Origin of the sequence: Gracilibacillus sp. YIM 98692 (assembly GCF_010993965.1) — a bacterium.
GTDB lineage: Bacteria > Bacillota > Bacilli > Bacillales > Amphibacillaceae > Gracilibacillus.
In genome coordinates this window covers 1-15,721 of record NZ_WIXM01000013.1, presented here as the reverse complement: position 1 = coordinate 15,721, position 15,721 = coordinate 1, and the positions used below count along the sequence as shown (strand labels likewise).

Annotated in this window: 14 protein-coding genes and 1 riboswitch; of the genes, 7 read left to right on the top strand and 7 right to left on the bottom strand. The window is 37.5% G+C overall.

Translation table 11 applies throughout. From position 1 onward, the window contains the following. Positions 1-111 precede the first annotated feature (111 nt). On the bottom strand, positions 112-1,275 hold the full coding sequence (locus tag GHD00_RS12445; RefSeq protein ID WP_163538501.1) for an aminotransferase: 1,164 nt from the start codon (positions 1,273-1,275) through the stop codon (positions 112-114). After that, positions 1,272-1,769, bottom strand: coding sequence for an Lrp/AsnC family transcriptional regulator (locus GHD00_RS12440; RefSeq protein WP_163538500.1), 498 nt, complete (start codon positions 1,767-1,769; stop codon positions 1,272-1,274). The genes GHD00_RS12445 and GHD00_RS12440 overlap by 4 nt, the downstream gene beginning before the upstream one ends. A gap of 198 nt (positions 1,770-1,967) precedes the next feature. Between GHD00_RS12440 and GHD00_RS12435 the strand changes: the two genes are divergently transcribed. Then, positions 1,968-2,801: a DUF2268 domain-containing putative Zn-dependent protease gene (locus tag GHD00_RS12435; RefSeq protein WP_163538499.1), complete on the top strand. Its 834-nt coding sequence runs from the start codon at positions 1,968-1,970 to the stop codon at positions 2,799-2,801. A gap of 87 nt (positions 2,802-2,888) precedes the next feature. Then, positions 2,889-3,143: a hypothetical protein gene (locus GHD00_RS12430; RefSeq protein WP_163538498.1), complete on the top strand. Its 255-nt coding sequence runs from the start codon at positions 2,889-2,891 to the stop codon at positions 3,141-3,143. A gap of 76 nt (positions 3,144-3,219) precedes the next feature. Here the strand turns inward: GHD00_RS12430 and treR are convergent, their stop codons facing one another. The 4 genes from treR to GHD00_RS12410 all read right to left on the bottom strand — a co-directional run bounded on the left by treR (position 3,220) and on the right by GHD00_RS12410 (position 7,631). Continuing rightward, positions 3,220-3,933 carry a trehalose operon repressor gene (gene treR, locus GHD00_RS12425; protein WP_163538497.1) on the bottom strand — a complete coding sequence of 238 codons (714 nt, stop codon included), beginning with the start codon at positions 3,931-3,933 and terminating at the stop codon, positions 3,220-3,222. A 14-nt stretch (positions 3,934-3,947) separates the two neighbouring features. Beyond that, positions 3,948-5,618 (bottom strand): alpha,alpha-phosphotrehalase, encoded by a 1,671-nt coding sequence (gene treC / locus GHD00_RS12420; protein WP_163538496.1) that lies wholly within the window; start codon positions 5,616-5,618, stop codon positions 3,948-3,950. Between the two features lie 66 nt (positions 5,619-5,684). Continuing rightward, entirely contained in the window at positions 5,685-7,118 is a 1,434-nt protein-coding gene (gene treP, locus GHD00_RS12415) for a PTS system trehalose-specific EIIBC component (protein ID WP_163538495.1), read from the bottom strand. Positions 7,119-7,280: 162 nt separating this feature from the next. Continuing rightward, positions 7,281-7,631, bottom strand: a complete 351-nt coding sequence (locus GHD00_RS12410) for a hypothetical protein (protein ID WP_163538494.1) — start codon at positions 7,629-7,631, stop codon at positions 7,281-7,283. Positions 7,632-7,785: 154 nt separating this feature from the next. Here GHD00_RS12410 and GHD00_RS12405 point away from each other — a divergent pair, with 154 nt between their 5' ends. From GHD00_RS12405 to cysI, 5 genes are all read left to right on the top strand, one after another. Continuing rightward, entirely contained in the window at positions 7,786-9,048 is a 1,263-nt protein-coding gene (locus tag GHD00_RS12405) for an MFS transporter (protein ID WP_163538493.1), read from the top strand. A gap of 77 nt (positions 9,049-9,125) precedes the next feature. Continuing rightward, positions 9,126-10,487: an NADP-specific glutamate dehydrogenase gene (gene gdhA / locus GHD00_RS12400; protein ID WP_163538492.1), complete on the top strand. Its 1,362-nt coding sequence runs from the start codon at positions 9,126-9,128 to the stop codon at positions 10,485-10,487. Between the two features lie 405 nt (positions 10,488-10,892). Then, a riboswitch (SAM riboswitch) is annotated at positions 10,893-11,011 on the top strand. A gap of 74 nt (positions 11,012-11,085) precedes the next feature. After that, complete coding sequence (locus GHD00_RS12395) at positions 11,086-11,829, top strand: phosphoadenylyl-sulfate reductase (RefSeq protein ID WP_163538491.1); 744 nt, start codon at positions 11,086-11,088, stop codon at positions 11,827-11,829. A gap of 118 nt (positions 11,830-11,947) precedes the next feature. Then, on the top strand, positions 11,948-13,750 hold the full coding sequence (locus tag GHD00_RS12390) for an assimilatory sulfite reductase (NADPH) flavoprotein subunit (protein ID WP_163538490.1): 1,803 nt from the start codon (positions 11,948-11,950) through the stop codon (positions 13,748-13,750). A 17-nt stretch (positions 13,751-13,767) separates the two neighbouring features. After that, positions 13,768-15,477, top strand: coding sequence for an assimilatory sulfite reductase (NADPH) hemoprotein subunit (gene cysI / locus GHD00_RS12385; protein ID WP_163538489.1), 1,710 nt, complete (start codon positions 13,768-13,770; stop codon positions 15,475-15,477). On the opposite strand, the gene GHD00_RS20940 is transcribed toward cysI, so the two are convergent. After that, a partial coding sequence (locus GHD00_RS20940; RefSeq protein WP_205600759.1) for a hypothetical protein occupies positions 15,447-15,721 on the bottom strand: 275 nt, incomplete at its 5' end. The two genes, cysI and GHD00_RS20940, sit on opposite strands and share 31 nt — an antisense overlap.

Sequence of the window (15,721 nt, the reverse complement as noted above, 5' to 3'; positions counted from 1 at the left end):
CTTATGCCATAAATGGTGACGCCTGCTTATACTATTTCTTGTTTTTTAACATATAAAAACCAGAACCTGATACCGGTTCTGGTTTAAAGTGTCTTACAACTTGGCGATAACTTATGTGTGCTTCTCAACAAATCTATTCATTCGCTTCATTGCTTCATCTAATTGTTTAATCGATGTAGCATAGGAACAACGAATATATCCTTCCCCGCTTTCCCCAAATACATGTCCTGGTACAACAGCAACTCCTTCTTCTTCTAATAACTTTTGAGCAAACGTCTCTGAGCTTAGGCCTGTTTCTCGAATCGAAGGAAAAACATAAAAAGCACCACCTGGCAAATGACAGGATAATCCCATTTCATTTAATGCTTTGACTACCAAATTTCTTCTTTGCCGGTAACTTGTTTTCATTTCCATTACACTATCATTACCATTTCTCAAAGCTTCTAATGCACCATGTTGTGCCATTGTTGGAGCACACATCATCGTATATTGATGAATTTTGGTCATTGCTCGAATAATATCGGTCGGTCCCACTGCATAACCAAGTCTCCAACCTGTCATGGCAAATGATTTGGAAAAACCTGAAATGACAACAGTACGGTCTGTCATACCGTTAATGGACGCAATACTTGCCGCTTGGTCATCATAAGATAATTCTGCATAAATTTCATCAGAAATCACTAAAAGGTCATGTTTACATATGACGCTTGAAACTTCTTCTAGTTCTGACTGATTTAAGACTGTCCCGGTAGGGTTGTTAGGGCTGCATAACACAATGGCTTTTGTTTTTTCTGTGACGGCTTCCTCTATTTGTTCTGGTGTTATTTTAAATTCATTCTTAGCCTGGGCACTTATAGGTACAGGGATCCCTCCTGCCAGACTAATAGCTGGGCCGTAGGATACAAAGCACGGTTCTACAATAAGTACCTCGTCCTCTGGGTCAACGACGGCTCGTAAAGCTAAATCGATCGCTTGACTAGCTCCTACCGTGACAAGCACTTGAGACTCTGGTTCGTAGGAAATGGAAAAGGTCTTATTTAAGTAATCGCTAATCGCTTCTCTTAACTCCATTAACCCTGCATTTGCTGTATATGCGGTATATCCTTTTTCTAAGGAGTGATAGCTTGCTTCAATTACATTCCAAGGTGTCACAAAATCTGGTTCTCCAACCCCTAATGAGATAACATTGTCCATCTTTGATGCGAGATCAAAAAATTTCCGAATACCTGATGGCTTTAGATTTTCCACATTTTTTGCTAAATAAGAAGTGCTCATGGTGTCACCATAATCCTTTTATCATCGTCATTATCTTCATCAAAAATAATGCCATCGTGCTTATATTTCTTCAAAATAAAATGAGTAGTGGTGGAGATTACCGTATCTAAAGTAGATAATTTTTCCGATACAAATCGACTAACTTCCATCATGGTACGTCCCTCAACAGACACACTTAAATCATAAGAGCCTGACATTAAATACACAGCTTTTACTTCGGGGAACCTATAAATTCTAGAAGCAATTTTGTCAAAGCCAACCCCTCTTACCGGCGTTACTTTGACATCTATTAATGCAGCAACCCCTTCATATTCATACACGTTAGACCAATCCACCAGTGTTGAATATCCGAGTATCGCATTTTCCTTTTCTAGCTTTGCAATCATTTGTTCTACTTCTTCTGGACTGATATCAATCATTTTACTTATCGTAACCGTGTCTAAACGACCGTTTTTTTCTAACAATTTCAATAATTCAATCTCTTTTTGTTCCATTTTATTCACCTTCTTTAAACATTCAGTATACACTACTTAATAACAATTATATCTAATCTTACTACAATTTATTTCAAAGATAAACCGCATAGCTGGAAAGACAGCCTATAGAACTTTTAAAAGTTATTTTCTACAGAATCTTTGGTATCGACCTTACATAGCCCCTTTTTTTATTATTTAGAAGGCAGGTGAATTGGCATGGGGTTGAAGCCAACCAATCAGTGGCTGAAAGCTTATACTCAATTAGAAGCTACATCAAATGCTGAAGCTTTTCGTAAGCAACAGAACAAAATCTGTGAGCCATTAATGGGATTTTTTCAAAATGCAGAGGCAGATATAATACAAGATTATCTCATCCAAAACGGCCTATTTGTACCAGTAAAAAATGATCCCCCCTATATTCAAGCATGGTTAAAGAAACGATTTTTGACGATCACTGAAAAGCTGTATCAAAAATTCCGCCAAAAGTGGAATGGACCGGATATACCTATTTTTGTATTACCATCCAATGAGCGAAGCCTTGAATTAAGTAAATGGTATGGAGGAAATGCAGGTCTCTGCTATCCTGATAAGCTTTTTTTATTTATCAATAGCAATGCTACCGCAAAGCAAGTAGCTGCTGTGTTTGTTCATGAATATAGTCATGCATGTCGCTTAAAACACTTCCCGAAAGAGGAGCAAGAATATCAATTATTAGATGCGATCATTTTAGAGGGAATTGCAGAATACGCTGTTCGTAAACTTTTAGGCAATGCTTATGGCAACCAACGACTCGAAATAATACCTCCGGAAACTTTTTGTTCCTATTGGGAAGATCTGATCTCCCCTCATCTATCTATTACTCGAAATGATGCCATCCACGATCATATTATGTATGGCGGACGCGGTATACCAAAAAACTTAGGGTATTTAATTGGTTACAACTTAATCAAACAATTTATCAAACGAAACACTTATCCTATATCTAAATTACTATACTTACCTAATGCGACATTCCTTGATGTAATCAATGACATCAGGGGACACGAATAAGATGTGCGCATACCACCTTCCACATAACCATACAACTTGGTTTATTCCGCATATATTGTATTATGCATGCAGGAAAGGAGTATAGGTATGTCCAGACATCATTATGATTTATGTTGTAGAAACATTGGGAGACCCGCCAAAATTGTAACACATGATGGGCAAGTGCATAGAGGAATTATTCGCCGTGTTAGCCCTTCACGTGTATTTTTAGAGCCAATAGGAGGCCGCAGAAACTTAGGTGGTTATGGAATTGGCTTTTTCGGGTATGGTGCTGGTTTAGGTATTGGTATTGCATTAGGTGCTATTGCAACCATTGCTTTTTCGCCATTTTTCTTTTGGTAAAAAGATAAAAAAAAGCGCAGTATAAACACCTATACTGCGCTTTTTTAAAATGGAAGGAAAAGTGCTTACCAAGCTTTTAAGAGTTTCGCCTTGCAAAATCAACGAAACGAAATTTATCTGGCCGATGGCGTGATTCGGTATATTGAAATAAGCTAGCATCTTCCAAATACACATAATTTTTAATTACGACAATATTATGGTAACCCTCTAAATCTAATAAAGAACGATCCTCATCTGTAGGTTCTTCTACCACAATCTCTTTTTTAGCAAAACTAATCGTTAAGCCTAAATGGTTTTCAATATATTCATAAATAGAATCCTTCGCAATCTCTTCTGTTAAATACGGTACATACTTTTCCACAAAGTAATCCTTATCTAAGATAACTCGACAATTGTCTAGGTTTCTAGACCGAATGACTTCCCACACTTTGTGTTTGGCAGATAAGTTTAATTGATCCCTTATAAAACCAAAAGCATGCACCAATTGACACGTATGCACAATCGTCTCCGATTTTTGGCCCAGCTTTTTGGTGAGTTCTTTAAAACTCACTAATCCCGACACAGGAAAGTCATATTTACTGCGATCAATCACAATAGAACCCTTACCTCGAATCTTTTGTATATATCCGTTTTGCGCTAGCAATGTTAGGGCTTTTCGAATCGTTTCTCTCGATGTATCATAGTGCTCTTTTAATTCATGTTCCGATGGTAAAAATTGTTTTGGTTTATATTGGCCGTGGTCCATTTTCTTTGCCATATCTTTATAGATAACAAAGTACTTATTTTCCATATCATCTGCCTCATTTACTTCTTTCTGTAGTAAGCTATTGATTCATATGGACGTAAAGTCAGCATTTGCGGATCCCAACGGGAGTCTAAATAATTGGAAATGATGATGTTACCGCCGCTTATTTCTTCGGGTAAAGAGAACTCTACTTTTTGTCCATAAAAGTTATTAATAACCATTAATTGTTCTACGTCATTTTCCCTAATATAGGCAAAAATAGCATGATGCTCAGGGGAAATCAAGCTATATGTTCCATCTGTAATAACTTGATATTGCTTTCTTAGCCTAATCAGTTTCCTGTAATGTTGAAATATAGAACCTTCTTCTTGAAGGGCTTTGCTTGCATTAATTTGTTGATAATTATGCGGTATATCTATCCACGGCGTCCCTGTTGTGAATCCTGCATTCGGTTCATCACTCCATTGTACAGGTGTTCTCGAATTATCCCTCGATTTCTCTTTTAGGATGTCTATAATTTCTTGTTCAGACATTCCCTCTTCTTTTTTTAAATCATACATATTTTTAGATTCTACATCTCGATATTGCTCGATAGCATCAAAACCAGGGTTGGTCATCCCGAACTCTTCTCCTTGATAAATGTAAGGAGTTCCTTGCATCAAATGTATCGTCGTTGCCAGCATCTTTGCAGATTCTTGATGATAATTCTGATCATCGCCAAACCTAGAAACAATGCGAGGCTGGTCATGATTACACCAGAATAAGGCATTCCAGCCACCACCCTCATGCATTCCCTCTTGCCATTTGGACAAAATTTGTTTTAACTCTTGAAAATCAAATAGCGCCTTTGTCCACTTTTCTCCATTAGGATAATCCACTTTGAGATGGTGAAAATTAAATGTCATATCTAACTCTTCTCGTTCTGGGTTTGTATATTTTATACAATCTTCCATTGTTGTGGAAGACATTTCACCTACTGTCATCGTTTGACGTCCTTTAAATACTTCTTGGTTCATTTCATGGAGAAATTCGTGAACTCGAGGCCCGTCTGTATAAAATCTTCGTCCATCTCCTGGCGGCAGCGAACCATCATCATTCGGGAAACGTTGATCTTTTGATATAAGATTTATGACGTCTAACCGAAAACCGTCCACCCCTTTATCTAACCAAAATCGCATCATTTCATAAACATCTCGGCGGACTTGGTCTTTTTCCCAATTCAAGTCTGCTTGCGTGACATCAAATAAATGCAAGTAATATTGCTCTGTGGATTTCTCATACTCCCACGCAGAACCACCAAATTTGGATTGCCAATTCGTTGGAGGTTCACTTGGATCTCCTCCCTTCCAGATATAGTAGTCACGGTAAGGATTGTCGACCGATTTTCTTGCCTCCTTAAACCAATGGTGCTCTGTAGATGTATGATTCACCACAATATCCATAATAATTTTCAGCCCACGTTGGTGAGCTTCATTCAATAGCTGATCAAAATCTCCCATTGTTCCATATTCTTCATGGATTGCAAAATAATCCGAAATGTCGTACCCATTATCTCTTTGTGGAGACGCATAAATCGGTGTTAACCAAATCACATCAACCCCTAAAGTCTTTAAATAATCTAATTTTTGAATAATACCTGGTATATCCCCAACTCCATTTCCAGTTGTATCATTAAAACTTTTTGGATATATTTGATAAACAACTGATTTTTGCCACCATTTTTCTCGCATTTTACTCACCTTCCTTAAAAAGTTATTTACATAGGAAAAAGAGGAGATGTCTCCTCTTTCATCATCTTATTTCCCTAAACGTTCATAAGCATCTTTCCCCATTTTTGTCTTGGATAAGAATACTGTTAAAATAAATGGAACTACAATAGCAATAACCATAGCAACCGTAAACATTAACATATGCGGCACTTGAATCGAAAGAATACCTGGTATACCGCCAACACCAATAGAGTTGGCCATCACACCAGAACCTACGGAAATAACAGCTGCAATAGCAGAACCACACATACCTGCTATGAATGGAAATAAATATCTCAAATTAATACCAAACAATGCAGGTTCTGTTACGCCTAGATAACAAGAGATAGCAGCAGGGACGGAAACTTGTTGCTCTTTCTTATCTTTGCGGTTTAAATAAATGATCGCTACAACAGCTGAACCTTGTGCTATGTTAGATAGCGCAATCATTGGCCAAAGGTTCGTCCCATTAAATTCACTCATCAACTGTAAATCAATTGCATTTGTCATATGATGCAGTCCGGTAATAACAAGTGGAGCATAGGCAAAACCAAATACAGCTGCAAATAGCCAACCGAAAGCAGAAGTTAAGCCCGAATATACAATGTTAGAGATCCATGAACCAATCTCCCAGCCAATTGGCCCTAATACAACATGTGCTACCAAAACGGCAGGGATTAATGAGAAAAACGGAACAAAAATCATCGAAACTACTTGCGGAATGATTTTACGTAACCAAATTTCTAAGTAAGCTAAGACAAAACCAGCTAAAATAGCGGGAATGACTTGCGCTTGATACCCAATCATGTCGATTTGTGCAAATCCAAAGTCCCAAACAGGGATTTCTTCAGCTCCAGCTACACCATAAGCATTAAGTAGCTGAGGTGAAACTAATGTAATACCTAACACAATACCTAGCACTTGAGTAGTACCCATCTTCCTTGATATCGCCCATGTAATGGCGACCGGCAGGAAGTGAAAGATTGCTTCCCCGATTAACCAAAGAAAATCATATAACCCTCTCCAGAATTGGGAAGAACCCGCTAACGTTTGCGTTCCATTGTTCATCATTTCAACGTCACCGATAACATTACGAAAACCTAATATAAGACCACCAACAACTAATGCAGGAATGATCGGTGTAAAAATATCTGCCAAGTGAGAAACAAGTCTTTGTATGATATTCATATTTTGTTTAGCTGCTTCTTTGGCGTCATCCTTTGATGTATCATCTACACCTGCTATTTTCGTAAATTCATTATAAAAGGTTGCCACTTCATTACCGATAATAACTTGGAATTGACCAGCTTGTGTAAAAGTTCCTTTCACGACATCTATATCTTCTATAGCGTTTACATCTGCTTTATTAGAATCATTTAGAACAAAACGCATTCTTGTCGCACAATGTGTTACAACTGAAATATTGTCACTTCCACCAACTTTTTCTAATAGATCTTTAGCAGGCTCTGTATATTTACTCATACTGCTTCCTCCTTTTCTTTATGGATCCATGTACTTGTATATACAGGAAACCGAATACATTTTCACATTTTAACTTGTATATACAAGTGTGTCAACAAAAAAATCCAGAAGAGGGCAAAAGGTATTTACCCACCTGGAAAAAACTTAGGGGGGAAACTAATACTAGTGGTTATCTATTTGCTTTTTATCCACATAACCATCGTTCTCCATGACTATTTTCAAAGACTCCTGATAGTCTTCTTCAGCAACTTCACACTCTAGTACAAATTCTCTTGACTCTTCGTCTCCACCTATCTCATCCCTTGAGATAAGAGGGAGAACACCTCCTCCCGAACCGGCTCCAACTCCATTGGTAGAACTGCCAGAGTATGCAAGCGGAACCAAAAAGACACCCTCATCACCATCAGGCAACTGATCAATCACTATATCGTTTGCTTTTAACTTATTTAATAATGCTTTTACAGTTTCGGCATCATCTTCGGTTTTAAAGAAAGCTTGTAAGGGTTTATACATTATTTCATATCCTCCCAAAATCATATTTATTTTTAATTTACCCATATAGATAAATGATAAACGATGATTAAACTAAATATTTATTAAATTTTTTTCGTATTGTAAGATTTTCTCTTTTAATTTAGTACAATGTTTGTAAAGGAGTTGAGAAGTCATGAAACGGTACTCTAAAAAGGAAAATAGCTGGGTATTTTATGATTGGGCCAGTTCCGCTTTTACCATTATTATCACCACCGCTGTATTTCCGTTATATTATAAAGCTCAAGCTACTAATCAAGGGATTTCTGGGGCAACTTCCACAGCGTACCTTGGCTATACGATTGCTACCTTTACTTTTATATTGGCCCTGCTAGGCCCTATTCTAGGAGCGATTGCCGATTACAAAGGGTTTAAAAAGAAATTTTTCCTCAGCTTTATGGCTTTCGGTATTTTTTCTACTACTGTTCTTATATTTATACCTGAAGGAGAATGGCTGCTTCTTTTAATTTTTTATACCTTCGCTTCACTTGGCTCTACTGGGGCAAACATTTTCTATGACGCGTTTTTGGTGGATGTAACCAACGATAAACGAATGAATCATGTTTCTGCCCGTGGGTTTGGATTTGGGTATATTGGGAGCACCATTCCTTTTCTTATCAGTATTGTCATTATTTTGTTAGCACAAAAACAAATCATTCCGATATCAAGTGTAACAGCAAGCAGGATAGCATTCGCCATCACATGTTTGTGGTGGGCAACTTTTTCTATTCCAATCATTAAAAATGTTTCCCAAGTTCATTTTATCGAACCAGAACTTAATCCGATAAAAACAAGCTTCAAAAGACTTTTTCATACCGTACAAAACATGAAGCAATACAAGTACTTATCGATTTTCCTTATTGCTTACTTCTTTTATATTGATGGTGTTGGGACTATTATCTCCATGTCTTCTGCATATGGAGATGATGTTGGGCTTAGCTCTTCTACAATTTTAATCGTTCTATTTGCAACACAAATAGTTGCTGCTCCATTCTCCATTGTTTATGGTAAATTAGCGGATATATATTCAGCAAAAACGATGCTTTTTATAGGAATTATAGTCTATATTATAGTTTGTGTTTATGGATATTTTTTAGAGAGTGCTGTCGACTTTTGGATTATCGCTATGCTAGTAGCTTCTTCTCAAGGTGGTATCCAAGCACTTAGCAGATCTTATTTTGCCAAACTTATTCCTAAACAACAATCGAATGAATTCTTTGGCTTTTATAATATTTTTGGTAAATTCGCTTCCATTACAGGTCCACTCTTACTAGGTGCTACAGCTCAAATAACTGGCAGATCGAATGCTGGTATACTAAGTCTAATTTTGCTCTTCGTTATAGGTATGATCGTTTTATCCTTTGTTCCCTCTGACAAAAAATTAAATGAGTCCATGTAACATAAATCAAACTTTCTAATATTGGCATACTATAAATATTATAAGACTAATCATGACAAAGGAGCGAATGATGATTTATGTCTCAGTCATCGGAAAGAGCACAGCGATATATTGATCGAGTTTTTGAAACCGTGGAACAGCGAAATCCAAATGAAAAGGAATTTCACCAAGCAGTAAAAGAAATATTTCACTCGTTAATACCAATATTTGAAAAATATCCAATTTATATGGAACAAAATATTTTAGAAAGAATAGTAGAACCGGAGAGAATGATTTCTTTTCGTATTCCTTGGGTAGATGATGAAGAGAATATACGAGTAAACCGTGGATTCCGAGTCCAATTCAACAGTGCCATTGGCCCATATAAAGGAGGAACGCGTTTCCATTCTACTGTTAACGCAAGCATTATAAAATTTTTAGGGTTTGAACAAATTTTTAAAAATGCTTTAACAGGTCAGCCGATAGGTGGTGGTAAGGGGGGCTCAGACTTTGATCCGAAAGAAAAATCAAATGGGGAAATCATGCGTTTTTGCCAAAGCTTTATGAATGAATTAGCAAAGCATATTGGCCCAAACACGGACGTTCCAGCTGGAGACATCGGAGTGGGGGCTAGAGAGATTGGGTACTTATTCGGGCAATATAAAAGATTAAAAGGAAGCTATGAAGCAGGTGTTATAACAGGTAAAGGGATTCATTACGGCGGTAGTTTAGTTCGAAAGGAAGCAACTGGCTATGGCCTCATTTACTTTGTACAAGAAATGTTGAAAGATCAAGGAGAAAGTTTAGATGGAAAAACCGTTGTCGTATCTGGATCTGGAAATGTCTCTACCTATGCGATGGAAAAGGCTATTCAGCTTGGGGCTCATGTTGTGGGTTGTAGTGACTCCAGTGGATATATATATGATAAAAACGGAATCCAATTAGATACTGTTAAGAGGATTAAGGAAGTTGAACGAAAGAGAATTAAAGAATACGTGAAAGAACATACAAATGCTACTTACACCCCTGGATTTGAAGGAATTTGGAACATTCCATGTGATATAGCTCTTCCATGCTCGACTCAGAATGAATTGGATGAAAAATCAGCTAAGACACTCATTCACAATGGCGTTCAGCTGATTGGTGAAGGAGCAAATATGCCATCTACACTTCGAGCTATCACAACTTTTGTGGAGAACAACATCTTATTTGCACCAGCTAAAGCAGCCAATGCAGGTGGTGTGGCAGTATCCTCTCTTGAAATGGCACAAAATAGTTCCAAAATATCTTGGGAGTTTGATAAAGTGGAAGCTCAATTGCAAAGTATTATGCAAGGGATCTACCAAGATTGTATAGAAGCATCTGAGGAATATGGAAAAAGAGGAAACTTGATTATCGGGGCAAACATAGCCGGATTTTTAAAGGTTGCAGATGCCATGATATCTCAGGGTGTTATCTAGCTGTAGAACTGTTCAAAAATAGTATTGGGAAACAGGTGAACTTGCAGCACTAAAGAAGTGGCAGTATTTGAAAGAAAGAATAATAGATTACTACCCTCATCGAAACTTTTTATAAATGGATGCCACTTCCAAACTTTCTCCTCATCTAGCTGCTGGTGAAATTAGTCCATAAATAATATGGCATAAAGCACATGAAGCACTTGAGTTTCATAGTATAGATAACAACCAATTAAATAATCAAACATTGAAGAGAAAGAGCTCACCGCTTATAATCAAATGGGAAAACAAAATAATAGTTTGTGATTCTTGATGTTAATAAAATGTTAAGTTAATATATTTTTCTATCCTAGATGTTGACATTTCCATTTTATAGTTATACTATTATATTAAGTTCATAAGCGAGAGTTCTTATCCAGAGAGGTGGAGGGGGCAGGCCCGGTGAATCCTCGGCAACAGGTACTATTTCACTAGACACTGTGCCAATTCCTGCGGGATATCATATAATATATCCCGGAAGATAAGAAGTGGAAGATACAAGTACACCTTCTTATCAATTAGATAAGAAGTTTTTTTATTGACCTGACCAAGGAGGGGGAGTATGTCAGACCAAATCGTTACCTATAGCCATTTTACAGATACACAGTGGAAAGATTTTCAGCCAGATGACAACGATCCAACAAAAGGTGCTCACACTATATTAAAATGGGCATATGAAATGTACCAAGATTCCTTAGTCTATGCATGCAGCTTTGGTGCAGAGAGCATGGTATTAATTGACTTAATCGCTGATATTAAACCTGATGCAAAGCTTGCTTTTTTAGATACCGGTTTACATTTTCAAGAAACCTATGACTTAATTGACGAAGTAAAAAATAGATATCCTTCATTACAAATAACGATGAAGAAACCATCACTGACGGTGGATGAACAGGCTAAAAAACATGGATCAGCACTATGGAGCCGAGACCCTGATAAATGTTGTTACCTTCGTAAGATAAAGCCACTTGAAGAAGTTTTATCTGGTGCGACAGCATGGATTTCTGGTTTAAGACGGGAACAATCACCAAGTCGAGCCAATACAAACTTCATCAATAAGGATGAACGATTCAAGTCCGTAAAGGTTTGTCCACTGATTTATTGGTCTTGGGACGACGTTTGGGACTATATTGAGGAAAAGCAGTTGCCATATAATGAACTGCATGACCAAGGTTTCCCAAGTATCGGTTGTATCCCATGTACATCTCCAGTTTCTGATTCAGATGATGAACGCGCTGGAAGATGGGCATCTTTTAACAAAACTGAATGTGGATTACATGTCGCTGCAACCCAATCATCTGATTAGAAGGTTTATTTTTATACCCTTAACAAAGTAAACTTATCGGAATAATAAAGAAAAAGAACAGCGCCTATATTTCAAGGCGCTAAACCTTATTTTTAAATACAAAAGAGAGGTGATTCTATTGGCGTTACAAGTAATGAACAGCCCTTTTGATGAAAAACAAACAGAAATGTTAAACCAACTATTACCAACTCTGACAGACGCACAAAAGAATTGGTTATCGGGGTACTTAGCTGCCTCTCAGGCAAACAATGAAGGGACTGTTACTCAGCCAAAGAAAACAGAAAAAGAACCCGTAAAATTAAGGACTGTTACCATCCTTTATGGATCCGAAACAGGAAATAGCCAATCTGTGGCAGAACAATTAGCAGAAAAGGCAAAAGGACTAAACAGAGAAACAAATGTTTCCAGCATGGATGACTTTAAGCCAAAGAAATTAAAAGAAGTTGAAGACCTATTTATTGTGAGTGCTACACATGGTGAGGGAGATCCTCCAGATAACGCAATTCAATTTCATGAATTTCTTCACAGCCGAAAGGCGCCAAAACTTAATGATGTGAATTTCTCTGTACTCGCTTTGGGGGATGAATCTTATGAATTTTTCTGCCAAACGGGCAAAGATTTTGACAAAAGATTAGAAGAATTAGGAGCAAATCGCATCCACCCGAGAGTGGATTGTGATGTTGATTTTGATGAACCAGCAGAAGAATGGATCAACCAAGTGATTGATATCTTAGAGGAACAAGGAAGTGTAAGTAATTCAGCAGAAACCGGTGATGTAACACCTAGCCCTGCTGAACAACCAATCTTTTCAAGAACAAATCCATTTTCAGCAGAAGTTTTAGAAAATATTCAGCTGAGCGGTCGAGGATCTGCAAAGGAAACTAGACATATTGAAATCTCTTTAGAAGGCTCTAACCTTAGCTATGAACCAGGAGACTGCTTAGCTATTTATCCTAAAAACGAGCCAACTATTGTGACAAATATCATTAAAAAACTTTCATGGGACCCTGAACAGTCTATACCTATTAATAAGCAGGGGGAAATACGCTCGATAACGGAAGCACTCACTTCCATTTTTGAAATAACCGTTCTTACCAAAAGCTTATTAGAAAAAGCAAGCGAACACTTTGAGAATGAAGAGTTGAACAAACTGATTCAAGACACAGACAAGGTGAAAGAATATATCGATGGTCGTGACTTTTTAGACTTAATTACGGATTATCAACCAAAAGATTTAGATCCTACTAAGCTAGTTCAAATTTTACGCAAAATACCAGCTAGGCAATACTCTATCTCCAGCAGTTACCAAGCAAATCCTGATGAGGTCCACTTAACAATTGCAACAGTTCGATACCATACACACGGCCGTGATCGAACTGGAGTATGCTCAGGAGAAATTGCAGAACGAATTAAGCCTGGTGATCAATTAAATGTGTATGTGCATAAAAACCCGAATTTTAAATTCCCAACGGATGAGACACCAGTGATTATGATTGGTCCAGGTACAGGAGTTGCTCCATTCAGAGGATATTTAGAGGAACGCGAAGAACTTGAGTTAGAAGGGAAAACATGGTTATTCTTTGGTGATCAACACTTCCGAACAGACTTCTTATATCAAGTAGACTTCCAAAAGTGGCTAAAAGAAGGCGTATTAACTAAAATGGATGTGGCTTTCTCACGAGATAGTGAAGAGAAAGTATATGTACAACACCGTATGTTAGAAAAAGCCAAAGAACTATACAGTTGGATTGAACAAGGCGCTCATATCTATGTATGTGGTGATGAAAAAAGAATGGCGAAAGATGTTCATCAAACACTCTTAACTATTATAGAAACAGAAGGCAATATGACAAGTACGGAAGCAGAAGATTTTATCAATCGATTAAAAACAGAAAAACGTTATCAGCGTGATGTCTACTAAAGAGGGGGGAAACGGTTATGACAGATAAGAAGAAATTAGATCCAATGGAAGCCATAAAAGCAAATAGTGAATTCCTGAGAGGGACCATACAAGAAGGGTTGCAAGACCCAATAACTGCATCTATATCAGAAGAGGATACCAAGCTATTAAAGTTCCATGGTAGTTACCAACAAGATGACCGTGACATTCGAGATGAAAGACGTAAGCAAAAACTTGAGCCTGCTTATCAATTCATGTTACGTGTCGCTATTCCTGGTGGTGTTGCGACACCAAACCAATGGCTGGCAGTAGATGAACTTTCCCAAAAATACGGTGATGATACGATTAAATTAACGACTAGGCAAGCATTTCAATTACATGGCATTTTAAAATGGAATTTAAAAGATACGATTAAAACTATTAATGATCAATTAATGACTACCATTGCTGCGTGCGGTGACGTAAACCGTAACGTAATGTGTAATCCGAACCCTTATCAATCGGACGTCCACCAGGAGATTCAAGATTGGGCACAAAACATTAGTGATCACTTATCACCAAAAACAGGTGCGTATCATGAAATTTGGCTGGATAATGAAAAAATCGTGGATACAAAAGAAGAGGAACCAATATATGGGCCTACTTACTTACCGCGTAAATTTAAAATTGGAATTGCTGCACCGCCATCTAATGATGTAGATATCTTCTCACAAGATTTAGGTTTTATTGCCATTATCGAAGAAAATGAAGTGAAGGGCTTTAATGTTGTTGTTGGTGGTGGTATGGGTTCTACCCATGGAAATACAAACACGTACCCACAGCTAGGTCGTATAGCTGGTTATTGTGCGAAAGAAGATGTCATTGATGTTGCAGAAAAAGTAGTAACTATTCAGCGTGATTACGGAAACCGTTCTGATCGTAAGAATGCTCGTTTTAAATATACGATTGACCGCTACGGCCTTGATTGGTTCAAAGAAGAATTAAACAAACGCCTAGGATGGGAGCTAGAAGAAGAAAAAGATTACCATTTTGATCATAATGGTGATCGCTATGGATGGGTCAAAGGGAAAAATAGATGGCATTTTACATTATTCGTTCAAAATGGACGTGTTAAAGATACAGAGGATTATCAATTAATGACTGGTTTACGAGAAATCGCTAAAATTCATACAGGTGATTTTCGGTTAACGCCAAATCAAAACCTTATTATCGCAAATGTCAGTGCACAAAAGAAGAAAAAAGTACAAGCTATTATTGATGAATATGGCTTAACAGAAGGAAAGCATTATTCGGGACTACGTCGCAATTCAATGGCTTGTGTAGCAATGCCTACTTGTGCTCTTGCTATGGCAGAGTCAGAAAGATATTTACCGTCCTTAATCGACAAAATTGAGGATGCATTAGCGGAAGAAGGGTTGAGAGATCAAGAGATTGTTATCCGTATGACCGGTTGCCCAAATGGTTGTGCAAGACCAGCTCTAGCTGAAATTGGTTTTATTGGTAAAGCACCGGGTAAATATAATTTTTATTTAGGTGGCAGCTTTGTCGGTGACCGACTCAATCAGCTTTATCGTGAAAATATTGGAGAAGATGAGATCCTCAGTATTTTGAAAGATATTTTTAAACATTATGCAAAAGAACGTCAAGAAAATGAGTATTTTGGGGATTTTGTCGTTCGCAAAGGGTATGTAGATGCCGTATATTCTGGACTTGATTTTCATAAAGAACCAGGCAGCGTTACTAAATAATGAGTGTAATGATTTAATTGTGAAGCACCCGATCTATAAGAAACTGATCTATTATATAAAAATAATAAAAAATAGAGGCTCCCCTCAAAGTAGGCAGATTGAAAAATAAAAATCTGATACTTGAGGGGAGCATTTTTATGAATTGCATAAAACTGCGTAGTAGAACCAAACTGCGCAATACTGTAGGGTGAGAGTTTAAATGACGCTTCGGAAATATACTTCGCTTTCCGCGGGCAACGCTTCA

What these genes read in the sequence shown, in the direction of transcription:
- GHD00_RS12445 (WP_163538501.1), bottom strand. Translation starts at nt 1,275, where the DNA reads ATGAGCACTTCTTATTTAGCAAAAAATGTGGAAAATCTAAAGCCATCA.
- GHD00_RS12440 (WP_163538500.1), bottom strand. Translation starts at nt 1,769, where the DNA reads ATGGAACAAAAAGAGATTGAATTATTGAAATTGTTAGAAAAAAACGGT.
- GHD00_RS12435 (WP_163538499.1), top strand. Translation starts at nt 1,968, where the DNA reads ATGGGGTTGAAGCCAACCAATCAGTGGCTGAAAGCTTATACTCAATTA.
- GHD00_RS12430 (WP_163538498.1), top strand. Translation starts at nt 2,889, where the DNA reads ATGTCCAGACATCATTATGATTTATGTTGTAGAAACATTGGGAGACCC.
- treR (WP_163538497.1), bottom strand. Translation starts at nt 3,933, where the DNA reads ATGGAAAATAAGTACTTTGTTATCTATAAAGATATGGCAAAGAAAATG.
- treC (WP_163538496.1), bottom strand. Translation starts at nt 5,618, where the DNA reads ATGCGAGAAAAATGGTGGCAAAAATCAGTTGTTTATCAAATATATCCA.
- treP (WP_163538495.1), bottom strand. Translation starts at nt 7,118, where the DNA reads ATGAGTAAATATACAGAGCCTGCTAAAGATCTATTAGAAAAAGTTGGT.
- GHD00_RS12410 (WP_163538494.1), bottom strand. Translation starts at nt 7,631, where the DNA reads ATGTATAAACCCTTACAAGCTTTCTTTAAAACCGAAGATGATGCCGAA.
- GHD00_RS12405 (WP_163538493.1), top strand. Translation starts at nt 7,786, where the DNA reads ATGAAACGGTACTCTAAAAAGGAAAATAGCTGGGTATTTTATGATTGG.
- gdhA (WP_163538492.1), top strand. Translation starts at nt 9,126, where the DNA reads ATGTCTCAGTCATCGGAAAGAGCACAGCGATATATTGATCGAGTTTTT.
- GHD00_RS12395 (WP_163538491.1), top strand. Translation starts at nt 11,086, where the DNA reads ATGTCAGACCAAATCGTTACCTATAGCCATTTTACAGATACACAGTGG.
- cysI (WP_163538489.1), top strand. Translation starts at nt 13,768, where the DNA reads ATGACAGATAAGAAGAAATTAGATCCAATGGAAGCCATAAAAGCAAAT.